Annotated in this window: 18 protein-coding genes; 15 read left to right on the forward strand and 3 right to left on the reverse strand. The window is 72.6% G+C overall.

Annotation, left to right across the window (positions count from 1 at the left end; translation table 11 throughout):
- A partial coding sequence (locus tag ADK52_RS18565; RefSeq protein WP_053691009.1) for an SLATT domain-containing protein occupies positions 1–719 on the reverse strand: 719 nt, incomplete at its 3' end.
- Positions 720–986: 267 nt separating this feature from the next.
- On the opposite strand from ADK52_RS18565, the gene ADK52_RS18570 reads away from it, so the two are divergent.
- The 7 genes from ADK52_RS18570 to ADK52_RS18600 all read left to right on the forward strand — a co-directional run bounded on the left by ADK52_RS18570 (position 987) and on the right by ADK52_RS18600 (position 7,200).
- Positions 987–1,331, forward strand: a complete 345-nt coding sequence (locus tag ADK52_RS18570) for a YbaB/EbfC family nucleoid-associated protein (protein ID WP_078988431.1) — start codon at positions 987–989, stop codon at positions 1,329–1,331.
- A gap of 51 nt (positions 1,332–1,382) precedes the next feature.
- Positions 1,383–1,982 carry a recombination mediator RecR gene (recR, locus tag ADK52_RS18575; protein ID WP_030152816.1) on the forward strand — a complete coding sequence of 200 codons (600 nt, stop codon included), beginning with the start codon at positions 1,383–1,385 and terminating at the stop codon, positions 1,980–1,982.
- Entirely contained in the window at positions 1,975–2,631 is a 657-nt protein-coding gene (locus ADK52_RS18580; protein ID WP_030152814.1) for a DUF5063 domain-containing protein, read from the forward strand. Before recR ends, ADK52_RS18580 begins: the two co-directional genes overlap by 8 nt.
- A gap of 130 nt (positions 2,632–2,761) precedes the next feature.
- Entirely contained in the window at positions 2,762–4,036 is a 1,275-nt protein-coding gene (locus tag ADK52_RS18585) for an aspartate kinase (protein WP_030152812.1), read from the forward strand.
- Positions 4,033–5,109, forward strand: a complete 1,077-nt coding sequence (locus ADK52_RS18590) for an aspartate-semialdehyde dehydrogenase (RefSeq protein ID WP_053690961.1) — start codon at positions 4,033–4,035, stop codon at positions 5,107–5,109. Before ADK52_RS18585 ends, ADK52_RS18590 begins: the two co-directional genes overlap by 4 nt.
- A 169-nt stretch (positions 5,110–5,278) precedes the next feature.
- Complete coding sequence (locus ADK52_RS43745; RefSeq protein ID WP_234343991.1) at positions 5,279–6,106, forward strand: SigE family RNA polymerase sigma factor; 828 nt, start codon at positions 5,279–5,281, stop codon at positions 6,104–6,106.
- Complete coding sequence (locus ADK52_RS18600) at positions 6,103–7,200, forward strand: hypothetical protein (RefSeq protein ID WP_053690962.1); 1,098 nt, start codon at positions 6,103–6,105, stop codon at positions 7,198–7,200. Before ADK52_RS43745 ends, ADK52_RS18600 begins: the two co-directional genes overlap by 4 nt.
- Here the strand turns inward: ADK52_RS18600 and ADK52_RS18605 are convergent.
- Positions 7,172–8,014, reverse strand: coding sequence for an SURF1 family protein (locus ADK52_RS18605; protein WP_053690963.1), 843 nt, complete (start codon positions 8,012–8,014; stop codon positions 7,172–7,174). The two genes, ADK52_RS18600 and ADK52_RS18605, sit on opposite strands and share 29 nt — an antisense overlap.
- Before the next feature lie 67 nt (positions 8,015–8,081).
- Positions 8,082–9,899, reverse strand: a complete 1,818-nt coding sequence (locus ADK52_RS18610) for a prolyl oligopeptidase family serine peptidase (protein ID WP_107090106.1) — start codon at positions 9,897–9,899, stop codon at positions 8,082–8,084.
- Between the two features lie 108 nt (positions 9,900–10,007).
- Here ADK52_RS18610 and ADK52_RS42415 point away from each other — a divergent pair, with 108 nt between their 5' ends.
- The 8 genes from ADK52_RS42415 (at position 10,008) to ADK52_RS18645 (ending at position 17,741) form a co-directional block, all read left to right on the forward strand.
- Complete coding sequence (locus tag ADK52_RS42415) at positions 10,008–10,175, forward strand: hypothetical protein (protein ID WP_158708421.1); 168 nt, start codon at positions 10,008–10,010, stop codon at positions 10,173–10,175.
- A gap of 110 nt (positions 10,176–10,285) precedes the next feature.
- On the forward strand, positions 10,286–11,581 hold the full coding sequence (gene codA / locus ADK52_RS18615; protein ID WP_324615925.1) for a cytosine deaminase: 1,296 nt from the start codon (positions 10,286–10,288) through the stop codon (positions 11,579–11,581).
- A gap of 32 nt (positions 11,582–11,613) precedes the next feature.
- Positions 11,614–12,135 (forward strand): DUF5956 family protein, encoded by a 522-nt coding sequence (locus tag ADK52_RS18620; RefSeq protein WP_053690964.1) that lies wholly within the window; start codon positions 11,614–11,616, stop codon positions 12,133–12,135.
- Positions 12,136–12,715: 580 nt separating this feature from the next.
- Positions 12,716–13,498, forward strand: coding sequence for a hypothetical protein (locus ADK52_RS18625; protein WP_147420027.1), 783 nt, complete (start codon positions 12,716–12,718; stop codon positions 13,496–13,498).
- On the forward strand, positions 13,498–13,821 hold the full coding sequence (locus ADK52_RS18630; RefSeq protein ID WP_053690966.1) for a PqqD family protein: 324 nt from the start codon (positions 13,498–13,500) through the stop codon (positions 13,819–13,821). Before ADK52_RS18625 ends, ADK52_RS18630 begins: the two co-directional genes overlap by 1 nt.
- A 64-nt stretch (positions 13,822–13,885) precedes the next feature.
- Complete coding sequence (locus tag ADK52_RS18635; protein WP_078988432.1) at positions 13,886–15,886, forward strand: AfsR/SARP family transcriptional regulator; 2,001 nt, start codon at positions 13,886–13,888, stop codon at positions 15,884–15,886.
- A 156-nt stretch (positions 15,887–16,042) separates the two neighbouring features.
- Entirely contained in the window at positions 16,043–17,350 is a 1,308-nt protein-coding gene (gene purB / locus ADK52_RS18640; protein WP_078988433.1) for an adenylosuccinate lyase, read from the forward strand.
- The gene (locus ADK52_RS18645) at positions 17,337–17,741 is read left to right on the forward strand and encodes a GNAT family N-acetyltransferase (RefSeq protein WP_030152790.1); all 405 of its coding nucleotides are present in this window, start codon (positions 17,337–17,339) and stop codon (positions 17,739–17,741) included. Before purB ends, ADK52_RS18645 begins: the two co-directional genes overlap by 14 nt.
- Positions 17,742–17,745: the final 4 nt, after the last annotated feature.

The raw sequence follows: 17,745 nt of genomic DNA on the forward strand, positions 1-17,745 counted from the left end.
CGGCCCGGGGGGAGGGGGAAACGGGTCGGGGGGAGGCCCGCATCGGCCCGCGACGACGGGGCGCCGAGCGACTGCATCACCAGCGGCGCCGGACCCGACGAGAACTCCACCATCCACTCCGCGGTCTCCGACCGCACCAGCTCCGTCACGTCCTCCGAGAAGCGGCGCAGCACGGTCAGACAGCGCTCCGCCGCCTCGCTCGCCGTCCCCTCCGTGGGCCCCAGGACCTCCCGTACGTTCTCCGAGGCCCAGTCGAACTGCAGCGTCTGCAAGCGGCGCTGCACGGCCTGCGCCGTGGCCACGTCCCGCATCCAGCCCGACGTCAGGCCGAAGAACCGGTCGCAGGCCAGGCACGCCGCGGCCAGCAGCAGCGCGAGGTACCCGTACGGGGCCGCGCCCGGCCCGGATCCCGTCAGCTCCAGCAGCGGAATCGAGGCTCCGGTCACCGCCCCGGCCGCCGCGCCGATCCGCAGCACCCGCGCGCCCCGGCGCTTCCACGCCCGGTCGGACAGATACCACTCCGCGGTGCGCAGTGCATCGGCCTCGACCCGCCGGTAGAGCTCGTCCAGCCGCTCGGCCGGCTCGCCCCAGTCCCCGAGGGGGAACGGTCCGCCGGTCAGATCGCCCGCCGCCATCGGTCCGCTGCCCTCCTCCCGGGAGTCCCGGGGCTCCCGGGGATCCCGGGGTGGCCCCTCGGGCTGCATCTCCGGCTGGCTCACCCGGCACTCCCTCTGCCTGCGCTGACGTGTGGTGGTGCGCGTGTGCGCAATGATGCGCATGCTCTTCCTACCTTCGAATGGCGGCCGATGGGTGACGAATCCCCGGTTTTCCGCCCGCACGGAGGTCTCCATCAGGTACGCGCACGCCCCGTCTCTCACTCGAAAGAGTTGGTCCTCACGGCGTAGGGCGCGCCGCGCGGGGAGCACGTAGGCTCGGATTGACCAAGCTGACCCAGTCTTGGACCGACGTGACGGAGTGAGTGACCTGTGATTCCCGGTGGTGGCCAGCCCAACATGCAGCAGCTGCTCCAGCAGGCCCAGAAGATGCAGCAGGACCTCGCTGCGGCCCAGGAGGCGCTCGCGCAGGCCGAGGTCGAGGGCCAGGCCGGCGGCGGCCTGGTGAAGGCGACCGTCACCGGCTCCGGTGAACTGCGCGCGCTGGTGATCGCCCCCGAGGCCGTGGACCCGGCGGACACCGAAACCCTCGCCGACCTGGTCGTCGCGGCGGTCCAGGCGGCCAACGAGAACGCCCAGGCGCTCCAGCAGGAGAAGCTCGGCCCGCTGGCCCAGGGCCTGGGCGGCGGCAGCGGCATCCCCGGCCTCCCGTTCTAGCCCTCAGTTCCGGCCCTCCATCCGAACCCCCACAGCGAAAGAAGGCAGTCCGTGTACGAAGGCGTGGTCCAGGACCTGATCGACGAACTGGGCAGGCTGCCCGGCGTCGGGCCCAAGAGCGCGCAGCGGATCGCCTTCCACATCCTGCAGGCCGAGCCCACCGACGTCCGCCGCCTCGCGCACGCGCTGCTGGAGGTCAAGGACAAGGTCCGGTTCTGCGCGGTGTGCGGGAACGTGGCGCAGGAGGAGCGGTGCAACATCTGCCGCGATCCGCGCCGCGACACCACGGTCATCTGTGTGGTGGAGGAGCCGAAGGACGTCGTCGCGATCGAGCGGACCCGTGAGTTCCGGGGCCGGTACCACGTCCTCGGCGGCGCGATCAGCCCGATCGAGGGCGTCGGCCCGGACGACCTGCGCATCCGCGAGCTGCTGGCGCGCCTCGCGGACGGGGAGGTGACCGAGCTGATCCTCGCCACCGACCCGAACCTGGAGGGTGAGGCGACCGCCACGTACCTCGCCCGCATGATCAAGCCCATGGGCCTGAAGGTCACCCGCCTGGCCAGCGGGCTCCCCGTCGGGGGAGATCTGGAGTACGCGGACGAGGTCACGCTCGGGCGGGCCTTTGAAGGAAGGCGACTTCTCGATGTCTGACGCAACGCTGCACGCCCTGGCCCAGGATCCGGACGACTTCGCCGCGTCGATCGCGGACCAGATCGGATCCTTCATCGTCGCGGTCACCGAGGTGGCCAAGGGCGAAGACCCGGACAGCGCGGTGCCCTTCCTCCTCCTGGAGGTGTCCCAGCTGCTGCTGGCGGGCGGCCGGCTGGGCGCGTACCAGGACGTCCTGCCCGACGAGCGGTACGAGCCCGACCTCGGTCCGGAGCCCGACGTGGACGACCTGCGCGAGCGGTTCGCGATCATGCTGGAGCCGGTCGACGTCTACTCCGAGGTCTTCGACCCGTACGAGCCGCGCAAGGCCCCGGTGGCCCACCGGATCTCCGACGATCTGGCCGATGTGGTCGCCGACCTGCGGCACGGGCTCATCCACCACGAGTCGGGCCGCGTCACGGAGGCGCTGTGGTGGTGGCAGTTCTCGTACTTCACCAACTGGGGCCCGACGGCCTCGGCCACCCTGCGTGCCCTCCAGTCGCTGATCGCGCACGTGCGGCTGGACCAGCCGCTGGAGGCCCTGGACGGCCTGGACACCGACGAGGACCTGGCCGAGGACGACCTCGCCGAGCAGGCCGGACGGGTGATGGCCGAGGAAATCGGTGCCCGGCTGGGCCTGCCGGGGAAATAGGGAGCGGGAACCACCACAAAACGGAACCCGAGCTCCGGTCTGTTCGTCTCATGATGCGGTACGAAGCGGTCGGATCGCGGCCGCTCGTTACACTGCACCAGCAATGAGACGGACTGAGCGAGGAGCGCACGTGGGCCTTGTCGTGCAGAAGTACGGAGGCTCCTCCGTAGCCGATGCCGAGGGCATCAAGCGCGTCGCCAAGCGGATCGTGGACGCCAAGAAGAACGGCCACCAGGTGGTCGTCGTGGTTTCCGCGATGGGCGACACGACGGACGAGCTGATCGATCTCGCCGAACAGGTATCCCCGATGCCTGCCGGGCGCGAATTCGACATGCTGCTGACCGCCGGAGAGCGTATCTCCATGGCCCTGCTGGCCATGGCGATCAAAAACCTGGGCCACGAGGCCCAGTCGTTCACCGGCAGCCAGGCAGGCGTCATCACCGACTCGGTCCACAACAAAGCGCGCATCATCGATGTCACGCCGGGCCGTATCCGCACCGCGCTGGACGAGGGCAACATCGCCATCGTCGCCGGCTTCCAGGGCGTGTCGGCGGACAGCAAGGACATCACCACCCTCGGCCGGGGCGGCTCGGACACGACCGCCGTCGCGCTCGCCGCGGCGCTGGACGCCGAGGTCTGCGAGATCTACACCGATGTCGACGGCGTCTTCACCGCGGACCCCCGCGTCGTGAAGAAGGCCCGGAAGATCGACTGGATCTCCTCCGAGGACATGCTGGAGCTCGCCGCCTCCGGTTCCAAGGTGCTGCTGCACCGCTGTGTCGAGTACGCACGCCGATACAACATCCCGATCCACGTCCGCTCGTCCTTCTCGGGACTGCCGGGCACCTGGGTCAGCAACGAGAATCCGCAAGGGGACGAGCAGGTGGAGCACGCCATCATCTCCGGAGTCGCTCACGACGTCTCCGAAGCCAAGATCACGGTCGTCGGCGTACCGGACAAGCCGGGCGAGGCCGCGGCGATCTTCCGCGCCATCGCGGACGCCGAGATCAACATCGACATGATCGTGCAGAACGTGTCCGCCGCGTCCACGGGCCTGACGGACATCTCCTTCACCCTCCCCAAGACCGAGGGCCACAAGGCCATCGACGCGCTGGAGAAGGCCAAGGGCGCCATCGGTTTCGACTCCCTGCGCTACGACGACCAGATCGGCAAGATCTCCCTGGTCGGCGCGGGCATGAAGACGAACCCGGGCGTCACCGCCTCCTTCTTCCAGGCGCTGTCCGACGCGGGCGTCAACATCGAGCTGATCTCGACCTCCGAGATCCGCATCTCGGTCGTGACCCGCCAGGACGACGTCAACGAGGCCGTCCGCGCCGTGCACACGGCCTTCGGCCTCGACTCCGACAGCGACGAGGCCGTCGTCTACGGAGGCACCGGACGATGACCGCGACCCGGTCGACCCCGGCTCCGGCGCTCGCCGTGGTCGGGGCGACCGGAGCGGTCGGCTCCGTGGTGCTCCAGATCCTGTCCCAGCGTGCGGACGTCTGGGGCGACATACGCCTGATCGCCTCCGGGCGCTCGGCCGGCCGCATGCTGGCCGTGCGCGGGCAGGAGTGCGAGGTGCTCGCCCTCACCGAGGACGCCTTCGAGGGCATCGGCCGGGGCGATGTGGTGCTGTTCCTGACCCCGGCCGAGGTCTCGGCCCGCTGGGCCCCGGTCGTCGTCACGCGCGGAGCCGTAGCCGTCGACCAGTCCGCGGCCTTCCGCGAGGACCCCGAGGTGCCGCTGGTGGTGCCCGAGGTCAACGCGCAGGCCGTACGGGCGCGCCCGCGCGGGATCGTCGCGAGCCCGGACTGCGTCACCGCCGCGATGATCGCGGCCCTGGGCGCGCTGCACGCCGAGTACGGGCTGGCCGACCTGACCGTGTCCTCGTACCAGGCCGCGAGCGCGGCCGGCCGGGCCGGCTCCGAGGCGCTGCGCCGCCAGCTGTCGCTGGTCGCCGGGACCTCCCTGGGCGAGCAGACCGGGGACGTGCGCCGCGCCGTCGGCGAGGAATCCGGTCCCTTCGCGGCCCCGCTCGCGCTGAACGTGGTGCCGTGGTCCGGCGAACTGCGGGGCGGCGGCTGGTCCTCGCACGAGCTGGCCGTACGGGCGCAGACCCGCCGGGTCCTGCACCTGGACGCGCTCCCGGTGGCGGTGACCTGCGTACAGGTGCCCGTGCTGACCGGGCATTCGCTGAGCGTACGGGCGCGGTTCGAGGCCGAGGTGGACGCCTCGCACGCCCGGGAGATCCTGGAGGCCGCGCCCGGCGTGGTCGTGGTGGACGATCCGGCGGCCGGGGAGTTCCCGACTCCGGTGGACGCCGCGGGGACGGATCCGGCGTGGGTGGGGCGGCTGCGGGCCTCGCTCGACGATCCGCGCTCCCTGGAGTTCTTCGTGTGCGCGGACAATCTCCGCAACGGGGCCGCCCTGAATGCCACTCAGATCGCGGAACTGATCGCTGGTGAATTCGCGTAATTCACTTTGTAGGATCAGTGCTGATCCCTTGATCAAGGTGATGGCCTGACTGCCGCCTGGACGGGCGGGGCAATCAGGAAGAGCGGGTGCGCATGAGGGCTATGGGGATTTTGCTGGTGAGGCGGCCTCACGCGTACAACCCTGGTGGGGGGACGCGTGTCCAACTGGCGTGGCAGAGGCACTTCTCGACTTCGCCGTCGTACCGGCGCGCAGCGCACTCGGTGCGCCGCTCCGGCCTTCCCGCGTGCCCGCGCCCGGCGGGTTCCCCGTGATCCTTCCCGTTCCGCCGGCCGCGGCCCCGCTCGCCGTGCCCTCCGCCGTACCGACCCGGGGCGGCCGCGTGCCCGCGCCCCGCGATAGCGCGGAGGCCGGGGGGAGCGGGGAGGAGGCGGCCGCCCAGTCCGCCGTCGCCGCGTCCGGGTCCGGGGCCGCGTCCGGGACCCCGTCCGCCGCTGCTGCTGCCGGGGCCGCGTCCGCGGACGCCGAGCCGGTGGTCGTCGCGGGCACCACGGTCGACCACCTCACCGAGACCTACCAGGCCCACTACCGCTCGCTGCTCGGCCTGGCCGCGCTACTCCTCGACGACACCGCCTCCTGCGAGGACGTCGTCCAGGAGGCGTTCATCCGGGTCCACTCGGCGCGCAACCGGGTTCGCGATCGGGACAAGACACTGGCGTATCTGCGCCAGACCGTCGTCAACCTCTCGCGCTCCGCGCTGCGCCGCCGCATCCTCGGCCTCAAGCTGCTCTCGAAGCCGATGCCGGACATGGCCAGTGCCGAAGAGGGCGCGTACGACCAGCTGGAACGGGACGATCTCATCAAGGCGATGCGCGGACTCCAGCGGCGTCAGCGCGAGGTGCTGGTGCTGCGGTACTTCGCGGACATGACGGAGGCCCAGGTCGCGGAGACGCTCGGCGTCTCGCTCGGCTCGGTCAAGGCGTACGGATCGCGGGGCATTGCCGCGCTGCGGGTGGCGATGGAGGCTGCGCAGTCATGATGGACGACCACACCCCGCCGGGCGGGGCGGGCGAGGAACAGGCGCTGCGGAGCCTGCTGCGCGGAGCCGTCGAGGGCCTGGAGCCGTCCGAGGGCGCGCTGGAGCGGCTGCGGCACGCCGTCCCCGTACGCAGGACCCGCAAGCGGCAGGCCCTCGTCGGGGCGGCCGCGGCCGCGCTGCTGGCCGGTACGGCCATCCCGGCGGCCCTGCACCTGCACATCACCGGCGGCGAGGGCTCCGCCGCCGACCACTCCGCCATGGCCGGCCACGGCGAGCAGCCCGGGACCACGGCCGGCGGCGGCACCTCCGATCCGCACCAGAACGGCGCGGGCGCGCAGCCCCAGCCCGGCAAGGCCGCCGGCAAGGGCGCCGAGACCGGCGGCGCCGGCGCCCGGCCCGACCCGCAGGAGGGCGGAGCCCCGGCCGGCGGCGGCACGGCCGGCCCGGACACCGCGGGAGCGACGGCGGGGGCCGGGGCCGGCACCGGCCCGCAGCCCCCGGTGGCGGCGGCGCCCGGCGTGCTCGGGTGCAGCGCCGAGCAGCTCGGGGTGCAGGGCAGCGCCAAGGCCCCCGAGGCCGACGGCAAGGTGTACGGCAGTTTCAAGGTCACCAACGTCTCGGCGCGCGGCTGCACGGTCATCGGCCCGGACACCGTGACGGCGGCCTCCGTGCCGGCCTCCGGGCCCGGGCAGTCCGCGGGGGTCACCGTGGTCGGCCACACGGCGGGGGACCCGGCGGCCGGGCTGCCCGACCCCTCGGCGGAGACGCCGCTGCTGCTGCTCCAGCCGTACACGGCGTACGAGGTCCGCTTCGCGTGGGTGCCCTCGGCGCAGTCCTGCCCGGCGGCCACGCCCGACCCGGTGACCAAGCCCCCGGTGGACGCCCCGGAGAGCGGGCAGGGCACGGCGGCCCGTGCCACGGGCCCGGAGCCGGAGAACGGCGGCAAGGTCCCGGAGCCGACCGGGGTGGAGGTGACGCACACCCCGCACACGGCGCTGCCGGGCGCGCCGACCACGCAGACGACGATCCCCGCGGCCTGCGGGGGGACGGTCTACCGGACGGGCGTCATTCCGCTGGACGCGCCGAAGCCGTAGCGGAAGCCGTGGACGCGGGCGAAGCCGAAGCCGCAGCGGGGTTCGCCGACCGGTCGGCGGTCTGCGGCAGCAGCCCCGCCTCGGCATCGCGCAGGGTCTCCACCTCGCGGCGGTAGAGCCGGAACCACATGAACAGCACGAACGCGGCGAAGACGAACCACTCGCCGGTGTAGCCGAGGTTCTGGAAGGCCTTCAGGTCCAGCCCGGTGTTGCTCGGCGCTTGCGCGGGCACCGGGGTCAGCCCGTCGGCCGGGGTCTGCACCGTCAGCCAGGCGTCGTAGAGCTCGTACGGCACGAGGTTGACCAGCGAGGCGGCACCGATCACCCCGAGCTGTCCGGCCGGCAGCCCGCCGTCGGCGTACACGCCCTTGCTGGTGGAGCTCTCCGAGGCCTGGAGCGCGCCCGTCACCTCGACCCGTCCGGTGGGTGCGGCCGGGGCCTTCGCCGTGTCGGCCGGGCCCGGCAGCCAGCCCCGGACCACCGGGACGGCCTTGCCGGAGTCGGTCTTGAGCAGGGTCAGGACGTAGAAGCCGCTCTTGCCGTCGAGCCGGCGCTCGGGCACGAGCAGCTGCTCGGCGTACTCGCCGGAGGCGGAGGCGAGGCGTCCGGAGGTCTTCTTGTCCACCGGGAGCAGCGACTCCAGCGGTGCGGCGGCCTCGGCGGCGGGCCGTCCGCCGGCCGCCTCCTTGTGGCTGTCGACGCGGTCCTCGAACCGGCCGAGCTGCCAGGTCCCCATGAACAGGCAGACGGGAACGGCGAGCGCGACGAAGACGTTGATCCCCCACCAGCGCGGGGTCAGGAGAAACCGGTGCACCCCACCACCGTACGGGGGGTGCACCGGATCACCGGGGCCGGGGCCGCCGCCGCGGCTCCGCCGGCGCCTACCGCGGCAGGTGCTTCCGTACGAACTCCAGCTCCATCCGGACCTGCTTGATCCGCTCCTCCACGACGAGCGAGCCGTGCCCGGCGTCGTACCGGTACACCTGGTGCACCGCCCCGCGCGCCGCCAGCCGCTCGACGTAGTTCTCGATCTGCCGGATCGGGCAGCGCGGGTCGTTGACGCCCGCCGCGATGTGGACGGGGGCCTTCACCGCGTCCACGTACGTGAGCGGGGAGGACGCCTCGAAGCGGTCCGGGACCTCCTCCGGCGTGCCGCCGAAGAGGGTGCGGTCCAGGGACTTCAGCGCCTCCATCTCGTCGTGGTACGCCGTGACGTAGTCGGCGACCGGTACGGCGGCCAGGCCCACGGCCCAGGCCTCTGGCTGCGTGCCGAGCCCCAGCAGGGCCAGGTAGCCGCCCCAGGAGCCGCCGGAGAGCACGAGGCGCGCCGGGTCGGCGAGGCCGGAGGCCACCGCCCACTCCCGGACGGCCGCGATGTCCTCCAGCTCGATCAGGCCGACGCGGTGCTTGAGGGCGTCGGTCCACTCGCGGCCGTACCCGGTCGAGCCCCGGTAGTTGACCCGGACCACCGCGAACCCGTGGTCCAGCCAGGCCGCCGGGGTCGCCGCGAAGGCGTCGCTGTCGTGCCAGGTCGGACCGCCGTGCACCTCGAAGATCGTGGGGAAGGGGCCGTCCCCGTGGCCCGCGGGCCGCTGCGCCAGCGCGTGGATCCGCCCGCCGGGGCCCTCCACCCACACGTCCTCCACCGGCACCGAGCCGGGCGGCCGGAACGTGGGGGTCCCCCCGGCGGTGGCCGGGGGAGGGTCCAGGACGCCCCCGCCCGCGGTGGACCGTACGGCCGAGGGCTCGGCCGCCGAGGACCACTGGTACTCCACCGTGCCGTCGGGCCGGGCCGTCGCACCGGAGACCGTGCCGGGCGGGGTCTGCACCCTGACGAGCTCCCGCGCGGCCAGGTCGTAGCGCCAGAGCTCGCTGCGCGCCGCGAAGCTGTGCGCGATCAGCAGCGCGGAGCCGTCCGGGTACCACTCGGCGCTGACGTCGCCCGGCAGCTCGATCGCGAGGTCCTGCTCGGCCCGGGTGGCGACGTCCCACACCATCGGCTCCCAGCGGCCGCGCCGCTGGTGGCCGACCAGGAGGCGGGTGTCCCCGGCGACCGGCGCGAAGCCGAGCACCTCCAGGCCCAGTTCCACCGTGCCGCCCCGGGAGTCGTCGAGCTCGGCGACGGTGGCCCCGTCGAGGGTGACCACGCGCAGCGCCGAGTGCATGGCGTCCCCGTGCTCGGTGTGCTCGATCGCGATCAGGGTCCCGTCGTGGGAGAGGTCGCCGACGCCGGCCGACTCCCGGTGCCGGTAGATCACCACGGGCTCCGCGGCGTCCGGCCGCACCACGTGGATGGTCGAGCCGTCCTCGTCGGTGGAGCGTCCGACGACCGAGGTCCCGTCGCGGCCGATGGCGAGCCCGGCGGGGTACGAGGGCTCCAGCCCGGGGGTGGCCGGCTCGTCGGGGCCGCCCCCGAAGGGCTGGCGCACCCAGGTGCCGAACTCGTCGCCGTCGGTGTCGGAGAACCACCAGATCCACTCGCCGTCGGGCGAGAGCGTCCCGTCGGTGGTCCCGTTGGGCCGGTCGGTGGCCTGCCGCTGGCTGCCGGTGGCCCGGTCCCAGGCGTAGAGCTCGTAGGTCCCGGTGGCGTTCGAGACGAAGAGCGAGCGGTCCGGAGCGTCCTCGGCCCAGTCGGGCAGCCCGACGCGCGGGGCCCGGAAGCGCTTCTCCCAGTCGGGCACGGCCGTGTTGTCAGTCATACCCCCCATGTAACCCGATTGGCGCTGCCGAATGGTCGTGGCGGACGGGAGGGGGCAGCGTGGGCGGGGTCCCACCCAGCCGTTTTCCAGTTCCAGTGAGGAGTGATCATGGCGAAGCAGCGCAAGGAACAGACTCACGAGGACCGTCGGTCGTCCGAATCCGGGATGCCGAGCAAGCCGGCGATGCTGGTCGAGGACGTGCGGGAGGCGCAGACGATGGCCATGAAGGAGGACCGGATGCGCGAGCAGCAGCGCCGCAAGGGCGGGCGCGGCTGACCCTCGATCCGGACGCGCGGTCCGTCTCCGCGAAGACGCGCTGATCCGATCCACCCGTCGTGGCCCGCGGTTTCCCCGGAAACCGCGGGCCACGGTCGTAGGGTGGCCGCATGCGGATGATCGTCCGGGGCGCCCGGCTGTTCCACTCCGAGGGTCTGTACGACGTCGAGGTCGCCGAGGACGGGCGGATCGCGCGGGTGCTCCCGTACGACGACCAGAAGGAGCCGCCGGCCACCGGCGTGCTGATCGAGGCGCACGGCGGGCTGCTCAGCGCCCCCTTCGTCGAGCCGCACATCCACCTGGACACGGCCCTGACCGCCGGGGAGCCGCGCCCGAACGCCTCCGGGACGCTGTGGGAGGGCATCGCCTGCTGGAGCGAGCGCAAGCGGACCCTGACCCGCGAGGACGTCATCGCGCGGGCCGTGCAGGTGCTGCGCTGGCAGGCGGCCCAGGGCGTGCTGCACGTGCGGACGCACTGCGACGTCACCGACCCGGCGCTCACCGCGCTGGACGCGCTGCTGGAGGTCCGCGACCGGGTCCGGGACGTCATGACCCTGCAGATCGTCGCGTTCCCGCAGGAGGGCGTCGTCTCCTTCCCGGACGGCGAGGCGCTGCTGCGCGAGGCGGTCTCCCGCGGCGCCGACGTGGTCGGGGCGATCCCGCACTTCGAGGACACCCGCGAGGACGGGGTCGCGTCGCTGGGCACCGCTTTCGCGGTGGCCGAGGAGCACGGCCTGCGCGTGGACGCCCACTGCGACGAGATCGACGACGAGCAGTCCCGGTTCGTGGAGGTGCTGGCCGCGCTCGCGCTGCGCACGGGGCTGCGGGAGCGGGCGACGGCCTCGCACACGACGGCGATGGGCTCCTACGGCGGTGCGTACAGCTTCAAACTCCAGCGGCTGCTGTCCCGCTCCGGGATCAACCTGGTCTCCAACCCCTTCGCCAACCTCAACCTCCAGGGCCGCTTCGACGGCTATCCCAAGCGGCGCGGCCTCACGCAGGTCAAGGAGATGCTGGCGGCGGGGGTCAACGTGGCCTTCGGCCACGACGACGTGATGGACCCGTGGAACGCGCTCGGCACCGCGAGCCCCCTCCAGACCGCCCTCGTCGGGCTGTACGCCGCCCAGCTCACGGGAGCGGACGAGATCCCGGTGGCGTTCGAGATGGTGACGGAGCGCGCGGCGCGGGTGCTGGGCCTGACGGACGCGGAGTACGGCATCTCGGCGGGCGCGCCCGCCTCCTTCGTGCTGCTGCCGGCCGAGACCCCCGCCGAGGCGGTCCGCCGCCAGGTCCGGCCGCGGTACGTGGTCGCGCGCGGGACCGTGCTCGCCGAGACCCCGCCGGCGCCGACCCGGCTGAACTGGCCGGGGGAACCGCCGGCGGAGGTGGACTTCCGCCGGTCGTAGGCCCGCGCCCGCTCCGGCGGTAGCCTGCGCGCATGTCGTGGGACGAGGACGGAACACCGCACCCGCTCGCGCTGCGCCGGACCGGCCGCAGCGAGCAGGAGCCGGACCGGCTGCCCGAGGTCCGGGAGCTGGAGGTGCTCGGCTGGGAGCCCGCGCCCGAGGACACGCTGTGGGTGTTCCTCCCGTACGTGTGGCCCCCGGCGGACCGGACCTGGATCCCGGACCGGTCCACCCACTGGGCGGTGGAGACCCGGCTGGACGGCCACGGGCACATCACCGACGTGGAGGCCGCCCCGCTCGCGGACCCCGATCTGCACGACCTCGACTGGGAGGCCGAGGAGGTCCTCACGGCCCTCGGGCTCCCGCGCCGGCCGCCGGGGCGCCTGTGGCTGCTGCGTCCGCCCGGCTCCCTGTCCACGCTCGGCGCGGTCCTCGACCACCTCCGGGCGCTCGCGCGGGAGCGCGGGGTGGAGGCGGCGCCCTCGGCCGCCTTCCTCGCGCTGGTCCGTGCCGAACTCGCCTCGCTGGCAGCCGAGTCCGGGACCGGTACGTAAGCAACAGGTAAGGACGGCACGGCGGTTCGCGCCCTTGCGCCGGTGAAAACGGGCGCCACCTCCGCCTCGCGAGGGGCGAGATTGCAGCCGCGACCCCGGGAAGGCAAATATTTCTTCCCCGCCGACAGCCCGCGGCACGGTCGCGTATGGCGAGAATCGGTGGTTTGTACCCGCCTCGGGCATGCCTTCCGGGCGCTCCCGTGCGCGGGAGCGCCGTCACACGGGCGCGGCCCGGTCCGCCGCGCGGGGTGGGTTTCCGCGGCTCAACTGGGCCGTACACGTATCCTGATGTGCTCTTTACGGACAGTAAGCCCCTGAATGTAAAGTCCACTTCGCGCCACCAGATTGTTCTGGACTCAACTGAAGGTTTGTCAATATGCTGGCCCGTGCCGAAGTTCAGGACTTCTGCATGGCCAGCCGATTCTTCGGGTGAGCCGGAATTGGCCCCGGGGCCGGAGATCACCTTTCCGGGGCGTGCCGCCCGTTCCGACGCCGTGGCGGCGATCCAAGGAGAACCAGAGCGCGCCGTCATCCGATGATCTCGGTCGCGGCGGGCCGAGACGGGGAAGGGCCGTGCCTCATGACGTATGACACCTCCGGGGTAATCGCCGAGCTCAAGAGCCGCAATCTGCTCCCGGACGCGTACGAGACGGTGTTCGCGAGCGGTTCCCTGATCAGGGGCTGGGGCAATCCCACCAGCGACCTCGACGTCCACGTCGTCACCCGGGACGTCTGGACCAGCACGATCGACGAGACCAACCACGTCGCGCTCGAACCCAACACGCTCCAGTACGAGGGCACGTTCGTCGACGGCCGCCGGTGGGACGTCGAGTACTGGACCGCGTCCCAGATCGAACAGGTCCTCTCGAAGGTCTCCCAGGAGCAGTTCGCCGACGGCCGGGGCACCTGGCGCACGCTGAGCTACCACGAGATCGCCCTGCTGGAGCGGCTTCCGTACGCCGCGGCCGCCGACGACGGCGCCTGGCTGGAGGGCACCCGGAAGCGGCTCGCCGCCTCGGCCCACCGCTCGGTGCTGATCGTGAACTCGCTCAAGCAGGCCGACAGCTACACGGAGGACGCGGCCGGCCAGATCGCCCGCGGCGATCTGTACAGCGCGGTCATCGCGACGAAGAACGCCTTCAACCACTCGGTGGACGCGCTCCAGGCCAGCCTGGGCCAGTTCGGCAGCCTGTGGCCGAAGTGGCGGGCCCGGCGGATGGAGATCCTCGACCCCGACGTGCTGCCGTTCGACGCGTACTGGGCCATCGAGACGATGCGCTCCTTCGATCCGGACCATCCGCGCAAGTGGGTCGAGGAGACCGTCGCCGTCTGCCAGCGGATCTCCATGGAGGTGTCGGTCTGATGCCGCTCGACGAACCGCCGCTCGGCAAGGACGTGCAGGTGGGGCCGGGTTCGGTGGCCTCGCTCCCGCTGAACGTGAAGATCCGCAACCACCGCGGCACGACGGTGGTCGGCGGGTACGAGCACTTCTTCGAGCTGACCGCGTCCGCCGCCCACATCTGGCGGCAGATCGACGGGAAGCGCACCGTGAGCGATATCGCCGCGCTGATCGCCCAGGAATACGACATCGATCAGGAATCCGTGGTGCAGGACATCGTCGAGCTCTTCACGGAACTCGCGCAGCACGATGTCGTGAACATCGACCAGGGTGATTCCCGGGGCTGAATCAGTTCGGGGGTCACCACCCCTGCGTATTTTCCCGTGGGCGAGACATTACGGGGGCCATCACATGCTGGACGATCTCCAGTTCGATGTATTCGGTCCGCTGACCGTACGGCGGAACGGAGAATTATTGGAAATTCCGCGGGCCAAGCACCGCGTCGTTCTGGCGGCCCTGCTGCTGCACGCCCCCCGCACGCTCACCGCGGAGGAGCTCATCCAGCAGCTGTGGGGCGGGGAACCCCCGCTGACCGCACGCAAGACCCTCCAGGGGTACATCGCCCGCCTGCGCAAACTGCTGGGCGCCGACGCGGTCGTCAGCCGGGCCTCCGGCTACGCGATCGCAATCGGTGCCGAGCGGCTCGACCTCGACCGGTTCAATACCTTCCTGCAGAAGGCGGAACTCACCACCGAACCCGCCGAGCGCGCCCGGCTCTTCCGGTCGGCGATGGAGCAGACCAACGGCACCCCGCTCGTCGACATCCCCTCCGAATACCTCCAACAGGGCGACGGGGCGGCCCTGCTTGAACGCTGGCTGAATGCCACGGAAAGCTGGGCCGACGCCGAAATGGCGGTGGGCCGTCACGCCGACGTGGTGCCCCGGCTCAGGGCGCTCGTATCGGAACACCCGTTCAGGGAAAGCGCGTGGGGCCGGCTCATGACGGCCCTGTACCGGGCGGGCCGCCAGGGCGAGGCCCTCGCCGCGTACCAGGAGGCCCGGCGGCTGCTGGCGGACGAGCTCGGCGTGGAACCCGGCGAGGAACTCCGCGCCGCCCACGGGCGGATACTCGCCGGTCCCACCCGGTCCGCGACGGAGCCGGCGCCCTCTCGGCCCGCCCCGGCCGGCCCCCGTCCGGAGGCCGCCGAAGCCCCTGCGCGCCGGGGCCGCCCGTACACCCTCCCGCCGCGCCTCGCCGAGTTCGCCCGCCCCGGCATCGAGACGGAGCTGATCCGGCGGCTGCGCGACGTCTCCCGGGAGGGCGCGGAGCGCACCGTCCCGCAGACGCTCAACCTGTACGGGGCCGCCGGAGTCGGCAAGACCACCATGGCGGTCCGGGTCGCCCACGCCGTCAGCCCCGCCTTCCCCGACGGCCAGCTGTACGTCGAGCTCCAGCGCGGCGACGCCTTCCGCGAGCCGGCGGACGTGCTCGGCGAGCTGCTCCGCGCGCTCGGCGTCGGCCCCGGCGCCGTGCCCGCCGACTCCGGCGAACGGGTGGCCCTGTACCGGGGGCTGCTCTCCCACCGGCGCGTGCTGATCGTGCTGGACGGGGCGCGCGACGAGGCGCAGGTACGTCCGCTGCTGCCGGCCTCGCCGACCTGCGCGGCCGTGGTGACCAGCCTGGAGATGCTGTCCACCCTGGGCGGCACCCGGCACGTGCGCCTCGGACTGCTGACCGCGGAGGAGTCCCGCGAGATCCTGGCCCGGATGCTCGGCCGCGAGCGGGTGGCGGCGGAGGAGGGGGCCGCGCAGGACCTGGTGCGGTACTGCGGCCGGCTGCCGCTGGCGATCCGGATCGTCGGGGCGCGCCTGCTGGAGCGCCCGCACTGGCGGCTGGAGACGCTCGCCCGGCGGCTGGAGTCGGAGCGCAGGAGGCTCGACGAGCTGGCGGTCGGCGACCTCGGCGTCCGCGACAGCCTGGCAGTCGGCTACGCGGCGCTGGAGGTCCCGGAGCGCAGGGCGTTCCGGCTGCTCAGCCTGCTGGAGACGGCCTCGTTCCCGGTCCGGGTGGCCGCGGCCGCGCTGGGGCTGCCGGACGACCGCACGGAGGAGACCCTGGAGCGGCTGACCGCGCAGCACCTGCTGGAGGCCGACTTCGTCAAGGGCAGCGGGGTGCGCTTCTCGTACCACCCGCTGGTCCGGCTGTACGCGCGGGAGCTCACGTTCGACGTGGACCCGATGCCGAGCCGGCACGGCGCGGTGCAGAACGCGCTGGCCGCCTGGTACGCGAGACCGGCCGGAGCGCTGGTCCCGCTGCGGGCCACTCCCTCCGCGGGCGGCCCGGCGGCCCGCACCGAAGCCGTCGCCGCCGCGGCGAGCCCGTTGCCACCGGAGCTCGGCTTCACCGCCTGAGCCCCGTGAGACCCGCAAGACCGCGAGACCCGCAATCCCGCGAGACCCGCAAGTCCCGTGAGTCCCGCAAGTCCAGTGAGACCCCCGAGCCCCATTCCCCCCCACGTCCCGTCCCCCGCCGTGCCGTCCGACGGGGAGATCCGAGGAGAACCGACCTTGATCGAACGCTATTCCACCCCGGAGCTGGCCGAGCTTTGGACCGAGGAGCACAAGTACGCCACCTGGACGCGCGTCGAGGTACTGGCGACGACCGCCCAGGCCGAACTCGGCGTCGTGGACCAGGGCAGCCTGGACGACATCCGCCGCGCCCCCGTCCCCGCCGTCGCCCGGGTCCGCGAGCTGGAACTCACCCGCGACCACGAGGTCCTCGCGTTCCTCGCGGCCTACACGGAGACGATGCCGGCCGCTTCCGCGCGCTGGGTGCACCACGGGATGACGAGCTACGACCTCGTCGACACCGCCCTCGGACACATCCTGGCGCGCTCGTGCGACCACGTGCTGAATGCCGCCCGTACGTTCGCCGAACTGCTCGTGGAGCGCGCCCTGGAGCACTGGGACACGGTGTGCATCGCCCGCACCCACGGCATCCACGCCGAGCCCACCACCTTCGGGCAGAAGCTCGCCGTGCACGCCTTCGCCCTCCACCGCAGCATCGCCCGGCTGACCGCCGCCCGGGCCGCCGTGGCCGTCGGCACCGTCTCCGGGCCGGTCGGCACGTACGCGCACATCTCCCCGTACGTCGAGCAGTGGGTCTGCGGGCAACTCGGCCTCGGCGTCGAGCCGATGCCCACCCAGGTCGTGGCCCGGGACCGGCACGCCGAGCTGCTCTCCGCGCTCGCCGTGACGGGCGCCGTCGTCGAGCAGTTCGCCCTGGAGATGCGGATGCTCCAGCGCACCGAGGTCGGGGAGGTCGACGAGCCGCGCACCAGCGCCTACCAGGGGTCGAGCGCGATGCCGCACAAGCGGAACCCGACGACCAGCGAGCGGCTGTGCGGTCTGGCCCGGATCCTGCGCTCCAATGCCGGCGCGGCCTACGAGAACGTCGCGCTGTGGCACGAGCGGGACCTCGCGCACTCCTCCGTGGAGCGGGTCATCCTGCCCGACAGCCTGACCGTGGCCCACTACCAGCTCGTCTCGGCCGCCGGACTGCTGCGCGGGCTGCGGGTGTTCCCCGAGCGCATGGCGCGCAACATCGACGCCACCCGGGGCCTGGTCTACAGCTCCGAGGTGTTCCTGGACCTCGTCGACGGGGGCCGGGACCGCGAGGAGGCCTACCGGCTGGTCCAGGCCGCGGCCACCGAGGCGTGGGAGCGCGGCACGAGCCTGGCCGAGGGCCTCGGCTCCCGCGGTGTGGACGTCACCGCCGATCACATGGACCCGCGGCGCTTCCTCGGAAACCGCGACCACCTCAAATCCCGGCTGAACGAACTGAGCAAGGAGCTGCAGCAGCATGTGGAAGTGTGAGCCCGTCGTCGGTGCCAGCCTCGACGTCGCCGAAGTCACCGCCCTGTACCGCGCGTCCACCCTCGGCGAGCGCCGTCCCGTCGAGGACGTCGAGCGGTTCACCCGGATGCTGGCCGGCGCCAACCTCGTGATCACGGCCCGCCTCGACGGGCGGCTCATCGGCATCGCGCGCTCGATCACCGACGGCTCGTACGTCACGTACCTGAGCGACATCGCCGTGGACGCCGAGTTCCAGCGCCGCGGCGTGGGCCGGGACCTGATCCGCGCCACCCGGGAGGCCGCGCCGCAGGCCAAGCTCGTGCTCCTCTCGGCCCCGGCCGCCGTCGCGTACTACCCGCACCTCGGGTTCAGCCGCCACGAGTCCGCATGGACCCTCGATGCGCTCGGCTGAACCC

The organism is Streptomyces sp. WM6372 (assembly GCF_001279655.1).
Classification (GTDB): domain Bacteria; phylum Actinomycetota; class Actinomycetes; order Streptomycetales; family Streptomycetaceae; genus Streptomyces.

Bases quoted from the DNA above. Each gene is read 5' to 3' on its own strand.
- ADK52_RS42415 (WP_158708421.1), top strand. From the start codon at position 10,008: ATGGCGAAGCAGCGCAAGGAACAGACTCACGAGGACCGTCGGTCGTCC.
- ADK52_RS18645 (WP_030152790.1), top strand. From the start codon at position 17,337: ATGTGGAAGTGTGAGCCCGTCGTCGGTGCCAGCCTCGACGTCGCCGAA.
- ADK52_RS18635 (WP_078988432.1), top strand. From the start codon at position 13,886: ATGCTGGACGATCTCCAGTTCGATGTATTCGGTCCGCTGACCGTACGG.
- ADK52_RS18620 (WP_053690964.1), top strand. From the start codon at position 11,614: ATGTCGTGGGACGAGGACGGAACACCGCACCCGCTCGCGCTGCGCCGG.
- ADK52_RS18630 (WP_053690966.1), top strand. From the start codon at position 13,498: ATGCCGCTCGACGAACCGCCGCTCGGCAAGGACGTGCAGGTGGGGCCG.
- ADK52_RS18625 (WP_147420027.1), top strand. From the start codon at position 12,716: ATGACGTATGACACCTCCGGGGTAATCGCCGAGCTCAAGAGCCGCAAT.
- ADK52_RS18610 (WP_107090106.1), bottom strand. From the start codon at position 9,899: ATGACTGACAACACGGCCGTGCCCGACTGGGAGAAGCGCTTCCGGGCC.
- ADK52_RS18600 (WP_053690962.1), top strand. From the start codon at position 6,103: ATGATGGACGACCACACCCCGCCGGGCGGGGCGGGCGAGGAACAGGCG.
- ADK52_RS18590 (WP_053690961.1), top strand. From the start codon at position 4,033: ATGACCGCGACCCGGTCGACCCCGGCTCCGGCGCTCGCCGTGGTCGGG.
- ADK52_RS18580 (WP_030152814.1), top strand. From the start codon at position 1,975: ATGTCTGACGCAACGCTGCACGCCCTGGCCCAGGATCCGGACGACTTC.
- codA (WP_324615925.1), top strand. From the start codon at position 10,286: ATGCGGATGATCGTCCGGGGCGCCCGGCTGTTCCACTCCGAGGGTCTG.